General features: G+C 66.8%; 18 protein-coding genes. 14 read left to right on the top strand and 4 right to left on the bottom strand.

Features of this window, described 5'->3' with window-relative positions; translation table 11 throughout:
• Positions 1 to 47: 47 nt before the first annotated feature.
• A complete protein-coding gene (locus tag AC1DS3_RS17790) occupies positions 48 to 872 on the bottom strand; it encodes a Crp/Fnr family transcriptional regulator (RefSeq protein WP_477127626.1) in 825 nt (274 codons plus the stop codon).
• 269 nt (positions 873 to 1141) lie between these two features.
• Between AC1DS3_RS17790 and AC1DS3_RS17795 the strand changes: the two genes are divergently transcribed.
• On the top strand, positions 1142 to 2323 hold the full coding sequence (locus tag AC1DS3_RS17795; protein WP_441640034.1) for an extracellular catalytic domain type 1 short-chain-length polyhydroxyalkanoate depolymerase: 1182 nt from the start codon (positions 1142 to 1144) through the stop codon (positions 2321 to 2323).
• Between the two features lie 103 nt (positions 2324 to 2426).
• Here AC1DS3_RS17795 and AC1DS3_RS17800 read toward each other — a convergent pair whose 3' ends face one another.
• Positions 2427 to 3737 carry an MFS transporter gene (locus AC1DS3_RS17800; RefSeq protein ID WP_477127627.1) on the bottom strand — a complete coding sequence of 437 codons (1311 nt, stop codon included), beginning with the start codon at positions 3735 to 3737 and terminating at the stop codon, positions 2427 to 2429.
• Between the two features lie 408 nt (positions 3738 to 4145).
• On the opposite strand from AC1DS3_RS17800, the gene AC1DS3_RS17805 reads away from it, so the two are divergent.
• Together AC1DS3_RS17805 and AC1DS3_RS17810 are read left to right on the top strand one after the other, a co-directional pair.
• Entirely contained in the window at positions 4146 to 8138 is a 3993-nt protein-coding gene (locus AC1DS3_RS17805; protein WP_477109536.1) for a DUF748 domain-containing protein, read from the top strand.
• Between the two features lie 135 nt (positions 8139 to 8273).
• Positions 8274 to 8459, top strand: a complete 186-nt coding sequence (locus AC1DS3_RS17810) for a rubredoxin (RefSeq protein ID WP_150987378.1) — start codon at positions 8274 to 8276, stop codon at positions 8457 to 8459.
• An 87-nt stretch (positions 8460 to 8546) separates the two neighbouring features.
• On the opposite strand, the gene AC1DS3_RS17815 is transcribed toward AC1DS3_RS17810, so the two are convergent.
• Positions 8547 to 8705 carry a hypothetical protein gene (locus tag AC1DS3_RS17815; RefSeq protein WP_170301920.1) on the bottom strand — a complete coding sequence of 53 codons (159 nt, stop codon included), beginning with the start codon at positions 8703 to 8705 and terminating at the stop codon, positions 8547 to 8549.
• A 44-nt stretch (positions 8706 to 8749) separates the two neighbouring features.
• Positions 8750 to 8932, bottom strand: a complete 183-nt coding sequence (locus AC1DS3_RS17820; RefSeq protein WP_477127628.1) for a hypothetical protein — start codon at positions 8930 to 8932, stop codon at positions 8750 to 8752.
• Between the two features lie 311 nt (positions 8933 to 9243).
• On the opposite strand from AC1DS3_RS17820, the gene AC1DS3_RS17825 reads away from it, so the two are divergent.
• The 11 genes from AC1DS3_RS17825 to AC1DS3_RS17875 all read left to right on the top strand — a co-directional run bounded on the left by AC1DS3_RS17825 (position 9244) and on the right by AC1DS3_RS17875 (position 21404).
• On the top strand, positions 9244 to 10038 hold the full coding sequence (locus tag AC1DS3_RS17825) for a FadR/GntR family transcriptional regulator (protein WP_441640030.1): 795 nt from the start codon (positions 9244 to 9246) through the stop codon (positions 10036 to 10038).
• The gene (locus tag AC1DS3_RS17830) at positions 10038 to 11066 is read left to right on the top strand and encodes an L-idonate 5-dehydrogenase (RefSeq protein WP_441640053.1); all 1029 of its coding nucleotides are present in this window, start codon (positions 10038 to 10040) and stop codon (positions 11064 to 11066) included. Before AC1DS3_RS17825 ends, AC1DS3_RS17830 begins: the two co-directional genes overlap by 1 nt.
• Positions 11067 to 11145: 79 nt before the next feature.
• A complete protein-coding gene (locus AC1DS3_RS17835; RefSeq protein WP_477127629.1) occupies positions 11146 to 12147 on the top strand; it encodes a sialic acid TRAP transporter substrate-binding protein SiaP in 1002 nt (333 codons plus the stop codon).
• Between the two features lie 81 nt (positions 12148 to 12228).
• Positions 12229 to 12861: a TRAP transporter small permease gene (locus AC1DS3_RS17840; protein WP_441640028.1), complete on the top strand. Its 633-nt coding sequence runs from the start codon at positions 12229 to 12231 to the stop codon at positions 12859 to 12861.
• A gap of 43 nt (positions 12862 to 12904) precedes the next feature.
• Positions 12905 to 14308 carry a TRAP transporter large permease gene (locus tag AC1DS3_RS17845; RefSeq protein ID WP_441640027.1) on the top strand — a complete coding sequence of 468 codons (1404 nt, stop codon included), beginning with the start codon at positions 12905 to 12907 and terminating at the stop codon, positions 14306 to 14308.
• The gene (locus AC1DS3_RS17850; RefSeq protein WP_441640026.1) at positions 14305 to 15411 is read left to right on the top strand and encodes a mandelate racemase/muconate lactonizing enzyme family protein; all 1107 of its coding nucleotides are present in this window, start codon (positions 14305 to 14307) and stop codon (positions 15409 to 15411) included. The genes AC1DS3_RS17845 and AC1DS3_RS17850 overlap by 4 nt, the downstream gene beginning before the upstream one ends.
• Positions 15412 to 15462: 51 nt before the next feature.
• Entirely contained in the window at positions 15463 to 16218 is a 756-nt protein-coding gene (locus AC1DS3_RS17855; protein WP_441640025.1) for an SDR family oxidoreductase, read from the top strand.
• Between the two features lie 48 nt (positions 16219 to 16266).
• Positions 16267 to 17814 carry a UxaA family hydrolase gene (locus AC1DS3_RS17860; protein WP_477127630.1) on the top strand — a complete coding sequence of 516 codons (1548 nt, stop codon included), beginning with the start codon at positions 16267 to 16269 and terminating at the stop codon, positions 17812 to 17814.
• Between the two features lie 49 nt (positions 17815 to 17863).
• A complete protein-coding gene (gene manD / locus AC1DS3_RS17865) occupies positions 17864 to 19075 on the top strand; it encodes a D-mannonate dehydratase ManD (RefSeq protein ID WP_477127631.1) in 1212 nt (403 codons plus the stop codon).
• A 31-nt stretch (positions 19076 to 19106) separates the two neighbouring features.
• A complete protein-coding gene (locus AC1DS3_RS17870; RefSeq protein WP_477127632.1) occupies positions 19107 to 20642 on the top strand; it encodes a mannitol dehydrogenase family protein in 1536 nt (511 codons plus the stop codon).
• 258 nt (positions 20643 to 20900) lie between these two features.
• On the top strand, positions 20901 to 21404 hold the full coding sequence (locus AC1DS3_RS17875; protein ID WP_441640021.1) for a hypothetical protein: 504 nt from the start codon (positions 20901 to 20903) through the stop codon (positions 21402 to 21404).
• Positions 21405 to 21576 lie beyond the last annotated feature (172 nt).

Here is a 21576-nt window from a genome sequence, read left to right on the forward strand (position 1 = left end):
AGTCTGAACATAGCCGCGTTTGCACGGCCTTGCTATCAGCGTCCGTCCTACGCAACCGAGGCGCCCGCGGCGTGGATGCCTCTGGCGGTGTCTAGCCGGGCCTGGCCGGGAGCGGAGGCGGACGGATTATCCGTCACCGGTTGGGGCGGGCGTAGCGGCACCCGCTCGGGGTCCTCGTAGACGGAGCACAGCCCCGCCGGATCGACGATGCGCAGTTGCCGCTGCCGCACGGTGATCAGCCCGACCGTGGCAAATCGCGCCAGCAGGCGGGATACGGTTTCGAGCGTCAGTCCCAGGTAGCTGGCAATATCGTTGCGCGACATCGCCAGGGTCAGCGCCGCTCCGGTATTGCCCCGGCGGCGTTGTTCGCCAGCGAGGTCGAGCAGCAGCATAGCCAGCCGCTGGGCGGCTTTCATCGACCCGATCGCGACCAGCAGCGTCCGCTCGCGCTCGGCATTGCGGCGCAACGTGCTGAGCATTGTCTCGCGGTATTCGGCGCTGAGCAGGTGTGCGCGCGCCGCCTCCACCGGCACCACGCAGCAGTGCGTGTCCTGCATGGCCACCGCGCTGGTGCAATGGGCCTGGCCATCGAGATCCTCCAGCCCGAGCACTTYGCCCGGGTGCGCGAAGGCGGTCACCTGGCGCCAGCCAAGCGGAGACTCGAATACGGATTTGGCGCTGCCGCCGCGCACGGGAAACATGGCCATCACGGGCCGGCCCTGGCGGTGCACCGTTTCTCCGGCGCGCCAGAGCATGCTGGCCGGGGCCAGGCTGCGCTGCCGATCGTTTGCAGCTGCCGCTTCCGCGTTGCGGCAGATTGGCTGGAACAAGCACAGCGAGCAGCTTGGAAACGCTGCGTCGGGCGTGGTCATGACATTCTCCGTTTGCCTGCGATACACGCAAACGCAGTATAACCGTGCGCCTTTTGCCGCTATCTCTTAGTGATCTGCATTCTTTTGTCGGCTGAATTCAGTGTTTTAGTCATTGTGGGCACTAACGGAAGTGCATCTGCGGGCGCATGGTGCATTAGATGAAAGAATCTAATGTCTGTTTTTCATAACATGTGATGGAAAAGCGGCAGCGAGCGCCGGGTTGTCGTGTGCTATGCTGCATCGCAACAATCTCGATAGCAGGAGTCTTCATGACCAAGAGCCTTTCGGCGGACTGGCATGCGCAGCTCCGGCAGATCAGCCGGGCGCAGCCCCAGTCCGCGCACCATCTCAAAACGTGGTTCAACCGTATCGCTACACTGAATCCCGCAGCGCCCCGTCTTCGGGCGCGCTCGCCGGCGCCGCTGCCTTTGCCACCGCGCCACCCCTTGCCCGGAGAATGGGCTCCCCACCACCACCGCCTCGCGCCGCTGCCTGGCGAACTGGTGCCTCGCTTGCCCTACTGGCTATACGTGCCTTCCGGCGCGCCCAAGCGGCCCATGCCGCTGGTGGTGATGCTGCATGGTTGCCGGCAGAAGCCGGAAGATCTCGCGGCAGGCACGCGGATGAACGCGCTTGCTGAACGCGAAGGCTTCATGGTGGCCTATCCCCAGCAGCCCCTGCGGCGCCAGATGCAGCGCTGCTGGCAGTGGTTCGACCTGGGTGCCACGGAAGGTGGCCGCGAGGCGCAGGCGCTGGCGGTATTGATCGATGCGTTGGCGGCCAGGCGGGACGTCCGTGCCGACCAGGTGTATCTGGCAGGCTTGTCCGCGGGCGCCAGCATGGCGGCGGTGGTGGCCTTGCGCTATCCCGAGAAGATCGCCGCCGTGGGCTTGCATTCCGGGGTCGTGATTGGCGCGGGCCACACGGCCAGCGACGGCCTGCGTGCCATGCAGCACGGCACGCAAGCCGACCCGGCGATGTTGCTGGACGCCGCCGGCGTGACGCCGGGCGGACCGAAGATGCCGGCCATCGTGCTGCACGGCATGGACGACGGGGCGGTGCATCCCGTCAACGCCCGCTTGCTCGCGCGCCAGTTCCTGGCTTACAACGGCATGAACGACCGGGTCGAGGAGCGGATGAACGGCGCCGCGGTGCGGCACCTCACCGGCGCGGAGCAGGAAGCCGCCGCCGCAGATGCGGATTCAGATGCAGATTCAGATGTGGCGCAGGCTGATAGCGCTAACGGCCATCCAGCCAGTGCCCTGCTGCCGGCCGGGGACTACCTGGAAGCCAGCTTTGGCACCTGGAACCGCGAGCTGGTCGAGCTGTGCGAGGTTGCCGGCCTCGATCACGCCTGGAGCGGCGGCGATGGCGACTACCCTTACCATGCGCCGATCGGCCCCGACGCCAGCGCGTTGATGTGGGAATTCTTCAAGCAGCATCGCCGCTAGCGCTGGCCAGCGCATGGGCGTAAAAAAGGAGGGCGCGGATGCGGCCCTCCTTTTTTCATGGCCGGCGTGTGGCTCAACGCAGGCGCAGCGGTTGCCATCAGGCTCAGGCGAGCGAGCGGTCCTTGACGAACAGCGCCGTCACCATGCCCAGCAGGCACAGCGCCACCACGTAGTAGGCGGGGGCCAGCGGATCGTTCTTTAGCATCAGCGTCACGATCATCGGGGTCAGCCCGCCGAAGATCGCATACGACAGGTTGTACGAGAACGACAGCCCGGAAAACCGCACCTGGGCCGGGAACGCCTTGACCAGCACGTATGGCACCGCGCCGATGGTGCCCACGAAGAAGCCGGCCACCGCGTACAGCGGGATCAGCAGGTCGGGGCGTGTGTGCAGGGTGCTGTAGAACACGTACGAGCTGATCGCCAGCAGCAGGCCGCCAACGAACAGGGTGACCCGCGGGCCCACCTTGTCGGCCATCAGGCCGGCCACCACGCAGCCGACCGTCAGGCACAGCGTCGCCACGCTATTGGCTACCAGCGCGGTGCGCGCATCGAAGCCATAGATCTTCTGCAGGAAGGTGGGCGTCATCAGGATCACCACCACGATGCCCGCGGACAGCATCCACGTCAGCAGCATCGATACCGCCACGGCGCCGCGGTGATCGCGCACCACCGTCTTGAGCGGCATTTCCGCGGCCAGCGCCTTGCGCTTCTGCAACTCGGCGAACACCGGGGTTTCATGCAGCCAGCGGCGCAGGTACATGGAGCCGATGCCGAACACACCGCCCAGCAGGAAAGGCATGCGCCAGCCCCAGTCGACAAGCTCGGCCGGGGTGAAGATGGTATTGACGCCGGTGGCCACCAGGGAGCCCARCAGGATGCCGGCCGTCAGGCCTGCGGTCAGCGTGCCGCAGGCATAGCCGGTGCGGCGCGCGGGCACGTGCTCGGAGACGAACACCCAGGCGCCGGGCACTTCGCCGCCAACCGCCGCGCCCTGCATCACGCGCAGCAGCAGCAGCGCCACGGGCGCCAGCAGGCCGATCGCATGGTAGGTCGGCAGCAGGCCCATCAGCAGCGTCGGCACCGACATCAGCAGGATGGAAAGCGTGAACATCTTCTTGCGGCCAAGCAGGTCGCCGAAGTGAGCCATGATGATGCCGCCCAGCKGGCGAGCCAGGTAGCCGGCGGCAAAGATACCGAAGGTCTGCAGCTGGCGCAGCCAGTCCGGCACCGACGGCGGGAAGAACAGCTGCCCGATGACGGTGGCGAAGAAGACAAAGATGATGAAGTCGTAGAACTCGAGCGCCCCCCCGAGGGCGGCAAGGGCAAGCGTCTTGTAATCCTGTCCGGTCAGCGGGCGCGCTTGTTGGCTGTGCGCGCTATCCGCTCCGGCAGTACTGCTGATGGTAGACATGAGGAGACTCGCATGGAAATGGTTCGCATGCGAAGCGCGCAACACGGTTGACGTGGAGGGTTCTGGCCGGAGGGTACAGCGCGGGAGAAGCAGGCACTAAGTGGCGGATAAGCCGCTGGCATGCGACGAGACGCTTCGCAAAGGCGTGACGATACCAGATCGGCGTTGAGCCGGCTCCAGCCAGCGCGCTTGAATTCCCTTTGGGATCGTCCTGAAATCCTTTTTAAATCCCTTTGAATGCCTTTGCTTTGCCCTCAAGCGTTGCGATAATGTCGTTAAAAAGTGAAATCCGGGCCACAAAGTGGCCGATCCGTCTGGCGACACCGTGTGGAATGCTTGCTACATCGTGTTCTCCAGCGGGTTCGGATAGCGGATGCGGGTAGTTGGGGTCGAATCTTCTGGGATCACATGGCAATCAAGTTCTCCATGCAGGCAGCAACTGCAACGCCACGTCGCAGGGCCGGCCTGCGGGTAGCCGGCGGCATTGTGGCCGCGCTGGCGGTGTTTGGCCTGGCCGGGTATTTTGGCGGGCCACCGCTGATCAAATCGTTCGCAGCCAAGCAGGCTAGCGAAGCGCTGGGGCGCAAGGTCACGTTTGGGGGCGCCGAGGTGCATCCGTTCGCGCTGGCCGCCGACGTTTCCGACATTACTATCTACGAGCCCGATGGCACCACGCCCATGCTGACCGTGGGCGAAGCCAAGATCGATGGTGCCATCGCGTCACTGTGGCACTTCGCCCCGGTGGTGGATGCCGTGCATATCGACCGGCCCGCGCTGCATCTTGCGCGCGACGCCAACGGCCGCATGAACTACGCCGACATCGTGGAGCGCTTCGCGGCCAAGCCGCCCGCGCCAAAATCCGAGCCGGCGCGCTTCTCGGTCAACAATATCGCGTTGACCAGCGGCAGCCTGGTGTTCGACGACAAGCTGCTCGACCAGACGCAGCGCGTGGACAACCTCACCATCACGCTGCCGTTCCTGTCCAACCTGCCGCATGACGTGGAGATCGTCACCCGGCCCACGCTGAGCGCGAACATCAACGGCTCCGCGCTGGCGCTCGACGGCACCATGCTGCCGTTCGCGGCATCGCGCGAGACCCACCTGAATATCAATCTCGATGCCCTGGAGCTGGCGCGCTACATGCCGTTCGCGCCGAAGCTCAAGGATGCGGATATCAAGGGCGGGCTGCTGGATTCACGGCTGACGCTGGGCTTTATCCAGGACAAGGACAAGCAGGACGTCTTCCTGGCAGGCACCGCGGCGCTGCGCGACGCCGATATCCGCAAGCATGATGGTTCGCCGCTGGTGAAGGCCGGGCGGATAGCGGTGGACATCGCGCGCATTGAACCGCTGGGGCGGATGGCCCACCTGCGCAGCCTCTCCGTGGATGGCCTGGCCGTGCAGGCAGTGCGGCGCGCCGATGGCTCGCTCGACCTGGCCGACGCGTTCCTGCCGGAAGCCGCCAAGGTAGAAAAGCCGGCCCACGTGCCGGCTGCCGCCGCATCGGCAGCAGCGGCGGCGCCCGCATCCGCGCCGGCCGTAGCCAAGGCTGGCCCGGCTTCCGCACCGGTCGTGGCAAAGGCTGGCCCGGCATCGGCACCCGCCGCTGCTGGCATTGCACCGGTGCCTGAAAAGCCCTGGCGCTATGCGATCGACCAGATCACCATCAAAGAGGCCCGCCTGGGCCTGCGCGACGACTCGGCGCCTTCCGGGCCCGGCACGCTCGCGCTCGGGCCGCTTGACGCCGACGTGGCCGGCCTCTCAGGCGACAGCGACAAGCCAGCCAAGGTGCAGGCCAAGCTGGCGATCGGCGAAGGCCAGACGCTTAGCCATGAGGGCGAGCTGTCCTTGCGTGGCGGCACCATGGACGGCACGCTGCAAGCCAGCGGCTTGAAGCCTCAAGGGTTTGCCGCATGGTGGCCGGCGGAGCTCCAGACCCGGCTTGGCGACACAGCCATCCATGCGGAGCTGCATTACAAGATGGCGTGGGGCGGCCCCGCTTTTGCCTTCTCGCTGGAAAAGTCCCGCGTCGAACTGGCGCCGCTCTACCTGGCCACCCGGGAGCCGGTGACGGTGGCGCAAGTGGCAGCCGCCACGACTGGCGCAAGCAAACCTGCCACTGCCGATAGCGACCGCCGGCGCGACGCGCGCCGCGCGCGTGCCCGCGACGACAGCGACACCGCCAACCTGCCGGTGATGCTCGCCGAGCGCGTGGCACTGGAGGACATCGCGTTCGATCTTGGCGCGCATTCCTTCCAGGCCGGCCAGTTGATGCTCGCCAAGCCGCAGATCGCCATCACGCGTGACTTCCACGGCGAAGTGCTCGAAAGTGCACGCCTGTGGGCGGTGCAATCCAAGCAGAAGGCCGCTCAACGCAGCACCACCGTCCAGGCCAAGGCTGTCCGGCCCGAGAGCGCGGCGGCCGCCAAGCCGTTGCCCTGGAAGGCACAGATCGGCAAGTTCACGCTCGATGGGGGCAGCCTGCGCGTGACTGACTATGCGCCCGCGGCCGCCAACCGCGACCGCCCCGTGGTCCATCAATTCCGCAATATCGGCCTCGGCACGGGCGCGCTCAACTGGCCGATGGCGGCCGGGGCGATCCCGGTGAAGCTCAAGGCCGACGTGGGCCGGCGCGGCGCGATGGCGCTCGACGGCACCGTGCTGCCTACCGGGCCCGCGGCGCAATTTCAGGTTGACGTCCGAGAGCTGGACCTCGCGCCGCTGCAGCCCTATCTGGCTGACCGCTTCAACGCGGCGTTGCGTGGCGGCGCCGCTACCGTCAAGGGCCGCCTCGGCGTGGAGGCGCCCGCCGGCAAGCCAATCGCCGCGCGCTTCACCGGCAATGCGCTGCTCGGCAATGTGCGCAGCGTCGACCGGGTGACCGGTGACGACTTCCTGCGCTGGCGCTCGCTCGCGGTAAACGGCATCGATTTCGCCATGGATGAGGCCAAGGGGCCGATGAAGGTTGGCGTGGCCGGCATCGCGCTGTCGGACTTCTACGCGCGGGTGATCCTGAACGCCAACGGCCGCCTGAACCTGCAGGACGTGATGGCCGGCGGCGCTGCCAAGGGCGAAGCGGCGCCCACCACCAGCCTGACGCAGGCCAGTCCCGCGCCGGCGAGCGCCGCCGGCGCACCGGCCCCGGTGCCCGCGCCTGTGGCTTCCGCTGCGGCCAAGCCGCAGATCCGCATTGGCGGCGTGACGGTGGAGAAAGGCAACATCAATTTCTCGGACTTCTTTGTCAAGCCGAACTACACCGCCAACCTGACCGACATGAAGGGATCGGTCTCCAAGGTGTCCTCGACGGAGCCGACGCCCGCCGACCTCACGCTGGCAGGCCGCATCGACGATGATGCGCCGGTCACGATCGACGGCAAGCTCAACCCGCTGGCCGACACGCTCTATCTCGATATCGCCGCCAAGGCCGCAGGTGTGGAGCTGACCCGGCTGACCCCGTACGCGGCCAAGTACGCTGGCTACCCGATCACCAAGGGCAAGCTCACGGTCGATGTGGCGTACAAGATCGAGAACGGCAAGCTGGACGCGCGTAATCACCTCTACCTGGACCAGCTCACCTTTGGGGACAAGGTCGACAGCCCTAGCGCGACCAAGCTGCCGGTGCTGCTGGCGGTCTCGCTGCTGAAGGACCGCAACGGCGTGATCGACATCAACCTGCCGGTGTCGGGTTCGTTGTCGGATCCGGAATTCAGCATCGGTGGCGTGATCGTGCGCGTGATCGTCAACCTGCTGACCAAGGCCATTACCTCGCCGTTCTCGTTGATTGCCTCTGCCTTTGGCGGTGGCGACGAACTGGGATACGTGGAGTTTGCGCCAGGCACATCCACGCTCACGCCGGCGGCCACCCAGAAGATCGCGACGCTGGGCAAGGCCCTGGCTGACCGCCCGGCGCTGCGCCTGGAGATCAGCGGCCGCATCGATCCCGCCACCGATACCGCCGGCGCCAAGCGCGCCTGGCTGGACGCGCGCGTGGCCGAGCAAAAGTCGCGCGAGATGCGCGCCAGCGCGAAGGCGGGCGCCGTGGCCGAAGAGAGCGAGGAAGGCGAGCAGGGCGCCAAGGTGACGGTGTCGCCACAGGAGTACCCGAAGTACCTGGAAGCGGTCTACAAGCGCGCCTCCTTCAAGAAGCCGCGCAATGTGATCGGGCTGTCGAAATCCCTGCCCACCAAGGAGATGGAGACGCTGCTGCTGGAGAACGCGCCGGTGACCGATGTGGAACTCCGGCAATTGGCCGAGCAGCGGGCGCTGGCGGTCAAGCAGGCGCTGGAGCGCGATGCCAAGGTGCCGGAAAGCCGCCTGTTCCTGACCGCCTCGAAGCTCAACGCCGATGGCATCAAGGACAAGGGTGCACCCAACCGGGTCGACTTCACCATTCGGCAGTGAAGCRCCGGCAAACCTGGCCTTGCCCGCGCAGGGGGTGGCGTTGCCGTCCCCTGCCCTCCGCCTCTTGGCCCAATCGGCGGGGTACGGGCAAAAAACGCTGTATCATTTCGCCCGGAATCGATACAGGAGTGCGTTTTGCAGCAGGAAGCCGTTGTTTACAAGACTTGGGTTTGCTTGATTTGCGGATGGGTCTACGACGAAGAGCAGGGCTGGCCCGACGACGGCATCGCCCCCGGCACGCGCTGGGACGACATTCCGGACGACTGGCGTTGCCCTGAGTGTGATGTGGGCAAGGGCGAATTCGCGATGATCGAGATCTGATCGGCCGGGCGGGCAAACGCAGCCACGCAAACGATCAGCGACCGGGCGCTTCAGGCCCGGATGCCAATATCAGAGAGGGCGGCGCGCTTAGTGCCGCTGCATTTGCCGGCAGATGCCGGCGCGCTTGCGCTGCTCGGCGCAGCGGCGATAGCGCATGCGGTAGGGGTGGCTACAGCGCCAGATCGCCGTGGCCACGGTGACCAGCAGGAACGCCGCCATCAAGACAGCCAGCAGGCTCAGTGTCATAGCGGCCCCCATTTTCACAAGCAAGCCGGGAACGCTCGAAGCGTTCAGATCAGCAACGGAAGCGCCTCCAGCAAGGCCAYCGCCAGCAGAGCCCCGAAGATCGCACCCGCCGCKCGGCAACTGATGCGCAAGGCCCGGGCTGTGAAGGGGATCCCGCCGAAGGCAATCATGCCAACCAGCGCCATCGGAATCAGGAACACAAGATCATGTGACGTGAAGTGCAGCATTGCCGTCTCCTGTCTTTCTGCTTGTGCTTCCAGTATAGAAAGTGTCGCAGGGAGGCCAAGGACGATGACATTGGGGTTGTCCCGTAAGCTGCATTTTGTCGGGACGCGTGCACAAGCCGCCTCGCCACATCCTTTGCTGCAGCCGCCACCCCTGCCATATTGGCCCCTGGCGCGGGCGCCAGGGCAATCACCGCCGCCGGCCTGCTGCGGCGCTGCATAAATTCCCCTTGTAGCGCGCGAAAAAACCTCCTAAAAATTGGTCAGGCCACTTTACCTTCTGGCCCAAATCATTTTCGGGATCGCGCGCCGACATGCCCTTGCAGCAGATCGAACCCCGCCGCTTGTACCGCCAGATTGCCGACCAGTTGCGCCGGCTGATCGAGAACGGTGAGTTTCCCGTGGGCGCGCGCCTGCCGCCCGAGCGAGACCTTGCGGTGCAGCTGGGCGTGTCGCGGCCATCGGTGCGCGAAGCGCTGATCGCGCTGGAGGTGGAGGGGCTGGTGGAGGTGCGGATGGGCTCGGGCATCTACGCCTGTCCGCCGGACCGCGCACGTGCCGGCAGCGTGATGGCCGAGCCGCCACTGGATGTGATCCGCGCGCGACAGACCATCGAGGGTGAGATGGCGGCCAACGCCGCRCGGCATGCCACGCCCGCATTGCTGGCCGCGCTGGAAGAAGCGATTGCCATCATGCAGGAGGAGGCCGGCGCGGGACAGATTCCGGTCAAAGGCGATCGCCTGTTCCATTTGCGGATCACCGAAGTCTCCGGCAATGCCGTGCTCCAGCGCCTGGTGGCCGAGCTGTTCGACGAGCGCCATAACCCGCTCTTTGCCCGTTTCGGCAGCCACTTCGAGAACGCGTCCAGCTGGCATGCGGCCATTGCCGAGCACCGCGCCGTGGTGGCAGCCATCGCCTCGGGCTCGCCAGATGCCGCGCGCGACGCCATGTGCCTGCACCTGGAAGCCTCGCACGGCCGCTTCTACGCGGCGTGGCCAGCAGGCGCGCCAACCGAGCCCGGCAAGCCAGCCGAGCGATCCGAGCCAATCGAGCCAGTTGAGCCAACCCCGACGCGGCGCAAGCCGCGTAAGCTTGCCGAGGAGTCATGATGTCCCTGGTCTGCCATATCCATGCGAGCGAAGACCTGCGTTTCACGCAGGTGGAACCTGCCGCTCCCGGGCCGTTTGAGGTCGAGGTGCGCCTCGGCGCGGCCGGCATCTGTGGCTCGGACCTGCACTACTACTTCCACGGCAAGGTCGGCGCCTTCGTGATCCGCGAGCCGCTGACGCCGGGCCACGAAGCGGCCGGCATCGTCTCCCGCGTTGGCAGCGCGGTCACGCGCGTCGCGCCGGGCAACAAGGTGGCGATCAATCCCTCGCATGCGTGCGGGCAATGCGACTACTGCCGGGCCGGGCGCGACAACCTTTGCCGGAACATGCGTTTTCTCGGCAGCGCCAGCATTTATCCGCATGTGCAAGGCATGTTCCGCGAACACTTCCTGATGCACGAGCGCCAGCTGACGCCGGTGGACAGCGATATCTCGCTGGGTGAGCTTGCGTTTGCCGAGCCGCTCTCGGTGGCGCTGCACGGCGTGAACCGTGCCGGCGAGCTGCTGGGCAAGACCGTGCTGGTCACTGGCGGCGGCACCATCGGCAGCCTCGCGGTGATGGCCGCGCGCCTGGCCGGCGCCGCACACATCATCGCCTGCGATATCGCGGACAGGCCGCTCGAAGTGGCGTTGCAGGTTGGCGCCGACCAGGTGATTCGCACCGACCGGGAGCCGCCGCAGGCGCTGCAGGATCTCGCCGATGTCTGCCTGGAAGCCGCCGGCAGCGGCGCGGCGCTGGATACCTGCCTGCTGGCCGCGCGGCGTGGCGCCCGCATCGTGCAGATCGGCACGTTGCCGGCCGAGGGGCTGCACTTCCCTGCCAACAACATCATGGCGCGCGAGCTGGAGTACGTCGGCGCGTTCCGCTTCGGGCGCGAGTTCGACTGGGCCGTGCGCTATCTCACGCAAGGCCGCCTTGACGTGCGCCCGCTGCTGTCCGCGCAGCTGCCGCTGGCGCAGGCCGTGGAGGCATTCGCGCTGGCCGCCGACAAGACGCGCAGCACCAAGGTACAGCTCACCGCCGCATAGATCCAGCCACGCAGTACCCAATTGCCGCAAGCGCGTCCGCGAGAGAGCGCAAGGCCCACCACATCGAAGGAGACAAAGCATGAAGCCATTTTCCCTGCGCCTGCCATCAACGTTGCTGCCGGCCGCCCTCGTGCTGGCAACCTGCGTGGCCAGCCTGGCCTGCGGCAGCGCGCTGGCGCAGACCAAGCTCAAGTGGGCGCACGTGTACGAGACCTCGGAGCCGTTTCACAAGTGGTCGGTGTGGGCCGCCGATGAGATCAAGAAGCGCAGCAACGGCCGGTACCAGATCGATGTGTTCCCCGCTTCCCAGCTTGGCAAGGAGAACGACATCAACCAGGGCCTGGTGATGGGCTCGGTCGACATCATCATCTCGGGCTCCAGCTTTGCCGCCAAGTCGTTCCCCCGCRTCGGCGTGGCCTACTACCCCTACACCTTCCGCGACGCCAACCACCTGCTGGCCTATACCAAGAGCGATATCTACAAGGAGCTCACGCGCGGCTACGAGGAAAAATCGGGCAACCATATCGTCGCCACGACTTATTACGGTACGCGCCAGTCCACCTCGAACAAGCCCTTCTCGCACTGCGCCGAGATGAAGGGTCTGAAGATGCGCGTGCCCGATGTGCCAGCCTACCTTGCCATGCCGCGCGCCTGCGGCGTGAATACCTCGCCGATTGCCTTTGCCGAGGTGTACCTGGCACTGCAGAACGGCACCGTGGAGGCGCAGGAGAACCCGCTGCCCACCATTGAAGCGAAGAAATTCTACGAGGTGCAGAAGTACATCGTGCTCACGGGCCATATCGTCGACCACCTCAACACGGTGATTTCGGGCGGCCTGTGGAAGAAGCTCTCCGAGGCCGACCGCAAGATGTTCAGCGACGTGGCGCAGGAAGCCGCCATACGCGCCACCGCCGACGTGGTGGCGCGCGAGAAGGAGCTGGTGGCCGTATTCAAGCAAAAGGGCCTGACGGTCACCGACATCAATGTGCCGGAGTACCGCGACGCGGTGCTGAAGAACGTGAGCTTTGAATCGCAGGGCTATCGCAAGGCCGACTGGGACAAGATCCAGGCGGTGCAGTGACCCCGGCGGCAGGCGCCGGATGGCCGATGACAGTTCACAGTTGACAGATCAGGCAGATCGCAGTCTTTGCGGAGCAACACCATGGAAATGCGTTCCCGACTTGCCGACGACCTGCCCGCGCAGGCCGTCGCCGGCGAGACCCCAGGCGGTGCGCCACAGCTGGCCACCGTCGCGGAGTTGGCGCACAGCTTCGAGGAAGCCGACGACAAGCAGGTGGCGCTTGCCGGCTACGCCGCCGAGGACTGGTTCACGCTGGGGCTGTTCTGGCTCATGACGGCGCTGGTCTTCCTGCAGTTCTTCACACGCTACGTGATGAACGACTCACTGGCCTGGACCGAGGAGCTGGCCACGTACTGCCTGATCGGCGTGGTGTTCATCGGCGCGGCGATGTGTGTGCGCAAGAGCCGGCATATCCAGGTGGACCTGATTTACCGCTACCTGCCGCATGCGCCGGCACGCGCGCTGTCCACGCTGGTGGACATTGCGCGCACCGCCTTTCTTGGCTATGCCGGCTGGCTGGTCTGGCGCTACATCCTGGTGGTGGGCGATGAGCCGATGACCACCATCGAGTGGAACAAGAGCTGGATCTACTACCTGGTGCTGGCCGGATTCGTCCTGATGTGCCTGCGCTCCTGCCAGGTGGCCTGGCAGAACTGGACGCAGGGCTTTTCGATCCTGGAGCGCCCCGAGGCGTTCGAGGCCAGCGACGACTGACGACAATTGACGACGACTGACGACCAACCCGGAGCGCGCCGCCATGTGGATCCTGATTGTTTCCTTCCTGCTGCTGATGCTGGTGGGCCTGCCGGTCGCCATTGCGATGGCGGTGGCTTCGCTGCTGTATATCTGGGCCTCCGGCACGGTGCCGGACGTGATCCTGGCGCAGCGCATGATTGCCGGCGTGGAGAGTTTCCCGCTCCTGGCGGTGCCCTTTTTCATCCTCGCGGGCAACCTGATGAACGTGGCCGGCATCACCGGGCGCATCTATAACTTCGCCGTGGCGCTGGTGGGCTGGATGCGCGGCGGGCTGGGCCACGTCAACATCATCGGCTCGGTGATCTTCTCCGGCATGTCGGGCACCGCCATTGCCGATGCGGCGGGCCTGGGCACCATCGAGATCAAGGCCATGCAGGACCACGGCTACGAGACTGAGTTCGCGGTTGGCGTGACGGCGGCCTCGGCCACGCTCGGGCCGATCATCCCGCCGTCGCTGCCGTTCGTGATCTACGGCATGATGGCCAATGTGTCGATCGGCTCGCTGTTCCTGGCCGGCATCGTGCCGGGGCTGGTGCTGACCTTGTTCATGATGGGCACGGTGGCGTGGTTTGCCCACCGCCGCGGCTGGGGCAGCGATACCGCGTTCTCCTGGAAGCTGCTGGGCAACGCCAGCATCGAGATCGCGGTGGTGCTGGCCTTTCCGCTGGCGATCTGGCTGATGACGCGCTTCGGCGTGTCCACCAACGTGGCCGCGCTGATCGCGCTGGCGGTGCTGCTGGCGCTGGACTGGTACTTGGACTTCTCCGCGGTGATGGCGCTGATGGCGCCGGTGATCCTGATCGGCGGCATGACGCTGGGCTGGTTCACGCCCACCGAGGCCGCGGTGGCGGCAGTGATCTGGGCGCTGTTCCTCGGGCTGGTGCGCTACCGCTCCATGACGCTGCGCTCGCTGGCCAAGGCCACGCTCGACACCATCGAGACCACCGCATCGGTGCTGTTCATCGTCACCGCGGCATCGATCTTCGCCTGGCTGCTCACCACCAGCCAGGCCGCGCAGATGCTGTCCGATGCCATCCTCGGCTTCACCCACAACAAATGGGTGTTCCTGCTGCTGGCCAATGTGCTGATCCTGATCGTGGGCTGCTTTATCGACACCACGGCGGCGATCACCATCCTGGTCCCGATCCTGCTGCCCATCGTGCTCAAGCTAGGCATCGACCCGATCCACTTCGGGCTGGTGATGACGCTCAACCTGATGATCGGCCTGCTGCATCCGCCGCTGGGGATGGTGCTGTTCGTGCTGGCGCGCGTGGCCAAGCTGTCGGTGGAGCGCACTACGGTGGCCATCCTGCCGTGGCTGGTGCCATTGTTCCTGACGTTGATCGCCATCACCTATTTCCCTGCGATCACGCTGTGGCTGCCGAACCTGGTGGGCAGCAAATGAGCGCCACCATCGTCCAGATCGAACTGCTGCAGGTGGACCTGCCGCCGCGCGTGCCGCGCTCCGACGCCATCCAGTCCTTCGTCACGCAGGAAACGCCCATGGTGCGCATCCGCTGCGACGATGGCTCGGAGGGCACGGGCTACGCCTATACCATCGGCACCGGCGGCTCATCGGTGATGGCGCTGCTGCGCGATCATCTGGCGCCGCGCCTGATCGGGCGCGATCCCGCGCAGATCGAGGCGATCTGGCGCGAGTTGCTGTTCGCCACGCACGCCACCTCGGTCGGCGCCATCACCAGCCTGGCGCTGGCCGCCATCGATACCGCGCTGTGGGACTGGCGCTGCCGCCGCGACGGCCAGCCCCTGTGGCTTGCCGCCGGCGGGGCGCAACCGCGCGTGCCGGTCTACACCACCGAAGGCGGCTGGCTGCACCTGGATGCCGATACGCTGGTGAACGAGGCCGTGGCGGCGCGCGAGGCGGGCTTTCGCGGTGCCAAGCTGAAGGTGGGCCGCGCGCTGGCGAGCGAGGACGTGGCGCGCCTCGCGGCGGTGCGTGCCGCCGTAGGTGACGGCTTCGAGCTGATGGTGGATGCCAACCAGTGCTTCACCGCTGCCGAGGCCATCCGGCGCGCGCCGCACTACGCCGAGCTGGGCATCGCGTGGTTCGAGGAGCCGCTGCCGGCCGACGATATCGGCGGGCACGTGCGGCTGGCCGCATCCACCTCGGTGCCCATCGCGGTGGGCGAGTCGTTGTACTCTCCCGGCCAGTTTGCCGAGTACGTGCGCCAGGGCGCCTGCGGCATCGTGCAGGCCGATGTGGCGCGCATTGGCGGCATCACGCCCTGGCTCAAGGTGGCGCATCTGGCCGAAGCCCACAACCTGTCGATCTGCCCGCACTTCCTGATGGAGCTGCATGTGTCGCTATGCGCTGCGGTGCCTAACGCGGCCTGGGTGGAGTACATCCCCCAGTTGGACGAGATTGCCGCCAGCAGCGTGCGCATCGAGGCCGGCCATGCCATCGCCCCGGACGCGCCGGGCCTTGGCATCGAATGGGACTGGGCCGCGATCGGGCGCCGCACGGTGGCGCGCGCGCTGGTTTCCTGATGATTTCACCGGCCCGCAAACGTGGCCGGAACCGCTCATGGAGAACAACTGATGACGCAACGACTCGCCGGCAAGCTGGCCCTCGTCACCGCGGCCGGGCAGGGCATTGGCCGCGCCACCGCCGAAGCCTATCTGCGTGAAGGCGCGCGCGTGATCGCCGCCGATATCAACGAGCGCTTGCTCGAGGCGCTGGCCGGCCAGCCCGGCTGCACCACGCTGCGGCTGGACGTCACGGATGGCGCCGCAGTGCAGGCCGCGGCGAAGCAGGCCGGCGCGCTCGATATCCTGTTCAACGGCGCGGGCTTCGTGCATCACGGCACCATCCTGGAATGCGACGAAGCGGCTTTCGATTTCTCGATGAACCTGAACGTGCGCGCCATGTACAGCATGATGCGCGCCTTCCTGCCCGCCATGGTGGCGCAGCGCCGCGGCTCGATCGTCAACATGGCGTCGGTGGCAGGCAGCATCAAGGGCGCGCCCAACCGCTTCGTCTACGGTGCCACCAAGGCGGCGGTGATCGGCATGACCAAGTCGGTGGCGGCGGACTACATCGGCCACGGCATCCGTTGCAATGCGATCTGCCCAGGCACGGTGGAGTCGCCCTCGCTGCGCCAGCGCATCGCGGACCAGGCGCGTGATGGCGGCAAGAGCCTGGCCGAGGTGGAAGCCGCCTTCGTCGCCCGCCAGCCGATGGGGCGCATCGGCACTGCCGCAGAGATCGCCGCGCTGGCGGTGTACCTCGGCTCGGACGAATCGGCCTTCACCACCGGCACGGCGCAGGTGATCGACGGTGGCTGGTCCAACTGAGGCGGCACATCCTGTTCGTCCCCTCTCAGCCATCCGCCCGGAGCCTGCATGCCAGCCGATAACGCACCCAACGTCATCCGCATACACCCCGCCGACGACATCGTCATCGCCTGCCGCCAATTGGTGCCGGGCACCGTCATCGCCGCCGAGGGCGTGAGCGTCGCCAGCCTGGTGCCGCCCGGGCACAAGCTGGCGGTGCGCGCCATCGCCGCGGGCGCGCCGGTGCGACGCTACAACCAGATCATCGGTTTTGCGCGCCAGCCGATCGCGCCGGGCCAGCACGTGCATACGCATAACCTCGCCATGGGCGAGTTCGCACGCGAATACGCTGCCGGCGCCGATGCGTGCGCTACCGAATACGTTGATGCACCTGCCAGCTTCGATGGCATCAAGCGGGCCGACGGCAGCGTGGCCACCCGCAACTACATCGGCATCCTCACCTCGGTGAACTGCTCCGCCACGGTGGCGCGCRCCATTGCCGATCACTTCCGGCGCGAGCTTCGCCCCGAGGCGCTGGCCGCGTTTCCCAATGTGGATGGCGTGGTGGCGCTCACGCATGGCGCGGGCTGCGCCACCGATAGCGAGGGCGAAAGCCTGCGCGTATTGCGCCGCACGCTGGCGGGCTACGCGCGCCACCCGAACTTTGCCGCGGTACTGGTGGTGGGGCTGGGCTGCGAGGCCAACCAGATCGATGGCCTGCTGGCCGAGGCGGATCTCGCTGGCATGGCCGGCGGCCCGCGCCTGCATGCGTTCAACATCCAGGACAGCGGCGGCACGGCCGGCGCGGTGGCGCGCGGCGTGGCCATCGTGCAGGACCTGCTGGCCGATGCCAATCGCGTGCACCGGCAGGCCGTGCCAGCGAGCCACATCACGGTAGGCCTGCAATGCGGCGGCTCGGATGGGTACTCCGGGCTGACTGCCAACCCGGCGCTGGGCGCGGCCGTGGATCTGCTGGTGCGCCACGGCGGCGGCGCCATTTTGTCCGAGACGCCCGAGATCTACGGCGCCGAGCATCTGCTGACGCGCCGCGCGGCTTCGCCAGCGGTGGCCGCGCGCCTGCTGGCGCGGATCCGCTGGTGGGAGGACTATTGYGCGCGCAACCACGGCAGCATGGACAACAATCCCTCGGCCGGCAACAAGGCCGGCGGGCTCACCACCATCCTGGAGAAGTCGCTAGGCGCGGTGGCCAAGAGCGGCACCACCAACCTGGTGGAGGTCTACGAATTCGCGCAGCCGGTGCGCGCGCGCGGCCTGGTCTTCATGGACACGCCTGGCTACGACCCGGTCTCGGCCACCGGCCAGGTGGCGGGCGGCGCCAACCTGATCTGCTTTACCACGGGGCGCGGCTCGGCCTACGGCTGCGCGCCATCGCCCTCGCTCAAGCTGGCGACCAACAATGCACTGTGGCAAAGGCAGGCCGACGACATCGACATCAACTGCGGCGACATCGTCGATGGCGGCGCCAGCATCGCGCAGAAGGGCGAGCAGATTTTCCGGCTGATGCTGGAGACCGCGTCGGGCCGAAAGACCAAGAGCGAGCTGCATGGCTACGGGCAGAACGAGTTCGTGCCGTGGTCGCTGGGCGCGGTCATGTAAGCGCATGCAGGCGCTGGGAACCATCGACAAAAACCACGTAGGAGAGAGCATGAAGATCACCGCCGCGCGCGTCATCGTGTGTTCCCCGGGACGCAACTTCGTGACGCTGAAGATCGAGACCGACGAGGGCCTGACCRGCATCGGCGACGCCACGCTCAACGGCCGCGAGCTGGCCGTGGCGAGCTACCTGGAGGACCACGTGGCGCCCTGCCTGATCGGGCGCGACCCGCACCAGGTGGAGGACATCTGGCAGTACCTGTATCGCGGCGCGTACTGGCGGCGCGGGCCGGTGACCATGAGCGCGATCGCCGCGGTGGATACCGCGCTGTGGGACATCAAGGCCAAGGCAGCGGGCATGCCGCTCTATCAGTTGCTGGGCGGCAAAAGCCGCACCGGCGTGATGGTGTACGGCCACGCCAATGGCAGTGATATCGAGGCCACGGTGGACGAGGTGCTGCGCTACAAGGAAATGGGCTACCGCGCGGTGCGCGCGCAATCGGGCGTGCCGGGGCTCAACAAGGTGTATGGCGTGTCGTCGGACCGGCTGTTCTACGAGCCGGCCGACGCCTCGTTGCCATCGGAGCACGATTGGAGCACGGAGCGCTACCTGGACCACACGCCGCGCCTGTTCGAGAAGGTGCGGGACGCGGCCGGCTGGGATCTGCACCTGCTGCACGACGTGCACCACCGGCTCACGCCGATCGAGGCGGCTCGCCTGGGCAAGTCGCTGGAGCCGTTGCGCCTGTTCTGGATGGAAGACGCCACCCCCGCGGAGCACCAGGAGAGCTTCCGGCTGATCCGCCAGCACACCACCACGCCGCTGGCGGTGGGCGAAGTCTTCAACACCATCTGGGACTGCAAGACGCTGATCCAGGAACAGTTGATCGACTACATCCGCGCCACCGTGGTCCATGCGGGCGGCATCACGCACCTGCGCCGCATTGCGGACTTCGCCGCGATGCACCAGGTGCGCACCGGCTCGCATGGCGCGACCGACCTSTCGCCGGTGWSCATGGGCGCCGCGCTGCAYTTYGACMYSTGGGTGCCYAACTTCGGCATCCAGGAATACATGCGCCACAGCGAGCAGACCGATGCGGTGTTCCCGCACGCCTACACCTTTGCCAACGGCATGCTGTATCCGGGCGATGCGCCGGGACATGGCGTGGATATCGATGAGACGCTGGCGGCCAGGTATCCCTATCAACGCGCTTACCTGCCGGTGAATCGCCTCGCCCACGATGGCACGCTCTGGCACTKGTAGCCCCAATGCCAGCCAAACACAGGCACGCACTATGACGACGCCAAGACTGCACCCCGACACGCTCGCGCAGCTTCCGCATGACGTACAGCGCCCGCGCTATCCGCGCGAACGCCTGCGCGGCGGCATCGTCCACCTGGGCATCGGCGCTTTTCACCGCGCGCACCAGGCGGCGGCGACGGAAGCCGCGCTGCACGCCGATGCCGCCGGCGCGCACTCGCTAGACTGGGGCATCGTCGGCGTCTCGCTGCGCCGGCCCGACACGCGCGACGCGCTGGCGCCGCAGCAAGGCCTGTACACGCTGGCGCTGCGCGGAGTGCGGGACGACGGCAGCCGCTTCGCGCAGTTGCAGGTGATCGGCGCCGTGATTGCCGTGCTCGTGGCCGCCGACGATCCCGATGCCGTCCTGGAGCGGATCGCGCATGCGCACACGCGCATCGTCAGCCTGACGGTGACGGAGAAGGGTTACTGCCATGACCCCGCCACCGGCACATTGAACTTCGGCGATCCGGGCATCGCGCATGACCTGCTGCATGCCGGCGCCCCGGTTACCGCCATCGGCTATCTGGCGCGTGGCCTGCAACGGCGCATGGCACGCGGCCTGCCGCCGCTGACCTTGCTCAGCTGCGACAACATCGCCGCCAACGGCGACACGCTGCGCGGCTTGCTGCTGGCCTTCTGCGCGCGCGTGGATGGCGCGCTCCACGATTGGGTGGCCGAACGCTGCGGCTTTCCCAATGCCATGGTCGACCGCATCGTGCCCAAGACCACCGTGGACGATGCCGCGCGCATCAGCGCCGCGCTTGGCGTGGAGGACGCCTGGCCCGTGGTGGCCGAACCCTTCCTGCAGTGGGTGATGGAGKACCGCTTCGTGGCCGGCCGGCCACGCTGGGAGGCGGGCGGCGCGCAGTTCGTCGAACACGCGCACCCGTTCGAGACGCTCAAGCATCGCCTGGTCAACGGCAGCCATTCCACCATGGCCTACCTGGGCATGGTGGCCGGGTGGGCCACCACCGACCGCGCCATCGCCGTGCCGGCTGTGCACGCGCTGATCGCCGGCATGATGGAGCAGGAAATGCTGCCAACCTTGCCTGCGTTACCGGGGCTGGACACCGCGGCCTATCGGCGCGACCTGCTGGCGCGTTTTGCCAATCCCGCGCTGCAGCATAAGACCAGCCAGATCGCCATGGACGGCTCGCAGAAGATCCCGCAACGCCTGCTGGCGCCGATCCGCGAGCGCTTGCGCGCCGGTGCCCCGTTTGCGCGCCTGGCGCTGGGCGTGGCCGGCTGGCTGCATTTCCTGCGCGGCCGGGACGAGCACGGCGCCGAGTACCGTATCGAAGACCCGCTGGCATCTTCGCTGCATGCCTTGCTGGCCGAGGCCGACGCCCGCCATGCGCGGGAAGCGGATCGCATCGCGGCCATCGCGTCCTTCACGCCGGTGTTCGGGGATCTGGCTGCCTCGCGCGTGTTCGTCGAAACGCTTGCCACGCACACGCGCATGCTGCGCGAGCGTGGCGTGCTGGCGACACTCGCGGCGGTCGCAGGCACGCAGGCCAGCGCCACCTGAACGGATCGCTGCCCGCCAAGTACCGATCCTGCCACCCGCGCGTGGCGCGTTGCGGCGCCAACGTGGCGCCGGTCCCACCTCCAGCACTTATTTGCGCGTGTGCGGTCAAACGATCAGGCCGGCGTGTCCTATGCTGTGCAAATACGCAGGCCGCATCAGCAGTCAGGTCGCAACTTGCGTATATCAAGCGCAACAGCAGAGCAACAGCAGAGCAACCGCGGCGAAAGCGGCGGTGAAACAGCATATCCGGAGGTGGCTATGGAACTTCACATGCAATCGCACCACTACGTGCGCCGCATGCCAGACTGGACCGCGGCAGCGGTGTCGGGGCTGGCGGCCGGGGCGCTGCTGATGGTGATCGAGCTGTTCTGGTCGACGATGGTGGCGGGCATCAACCCGTGGGGCACGACGCGGATGATCGCGGCGATCCTGATGGGGCCGGGCGTGCTCCAGACTTCGTTGTTCAGCGTGGGTACCGTGGCCGCGGCGCTGATGATCCACTTTGTGCTCGGCGCGGTGCTGGGCATGATCCTGGGGGCCATCATCGCGCCGTTTCACCTGGACTCGAGCACGGGCCTGGCATTGCTTACCGGCGCGGTATTCGGCATTGCCGTGTACCTGCTCAACTTCTACGGCATGACGCACTTCTTCACCTGGTTCGCCGATGCGCGTGGCTGGCATACGCTGGTTGGCCACATGATCTTCGGCATGACCGCGGCCATTGCCTACTGGAAGCTCGAAAGCAAGGATGTATCTCACTGAGCACGCAAACCGGAGGAAATACCAGCGCGGCTTAGCGGTTTTGACCCGCGCATTGCCACTACACGGGCCGTGCGGGCCGGCGGCGGCGGATGAGAGCTTCGGCTTTCTCCGCCGCTTTTTGTTTTGCCGCCGGTGGCGCGCGGCGGGGCCGATTGTGTGTGGCATCGCACCC

It is taken from the genome of Cupriavidus sp. 01L46 (assembly GCF_056399905.1).

What these genes read in the sequence shown, in the direction of transcription:
- AC1DS3_RS17795 (WP_441640034.1), top strand. Translation starts at nt 1,142, where the DNA reads ATGACCAAGAGCCTTTCGGCGGACTGGCATGCGCAGCTCCGGCAGATC.
- AC1DS3_RS17805 (WP_477109536.1), top strand. Translation starts at nt 4,146, where the DNA reads ATGGCAATCAAGTTCTCCATGCAGGCAGCAACTGCAACGCCACGTCGC.
- AC1DS3_RS17815 (WP_170301920.1), bottom strand. Translation starts at nt 8,705, where the DNA reads ATGACACTGAGCCTGCTGGCTGTCTTGATGGCGGCGTTCCTGCTGGTC.
- AC1DS3_RS17830 (WP_441640053.1), top strand. Translation starts at nt 10,038, where the DNA reads ATGTCCCTGGTCTGCCATATCCATGCGAGCGAAGACCTGCGTTTCACG.
- AC1DS3_RS17840 (WP_441640028.1), top strand. Translation starts at nt 12,229, where the DNA reads ATGGAAATGCGTTCCCGACTTGCCGACGACCTGCCCGCGCAGGCCGTC.
- AC1DS3_RS17845 (WP_441640027.1), top strand. Translation starts at nt 12,905, where the DNA reads ATGTGGATCCTGATTGTTTCCTTCCTGCTGCTGATGCTGGTGGGCCTG.
- AC1DS3_RS17850 (WP_441640026.1), top strand. Translation starts at nt 14,305, where the DNA reads ATGAGCGCCACCATCGTCCAGATCGAACTGCTGCAGGTGGACCTGCCG.
- AC1DS3_RS17855 (WP_441640025.1), top strand. Translation starts at nt 15,463, where the DNA reads ATGACGCAACGACTCGCCGGCAAGCTGGCCCTCGTCACCGCGGCCGGG.
- AC1DS3_RS17875 (WP_441640021.1), top strand. Translation starts at nt 20,901, where the DNA reads ATGGAACTTCACATGCAATCGCACCACTACGTGCGCCGCATGCCAGAC.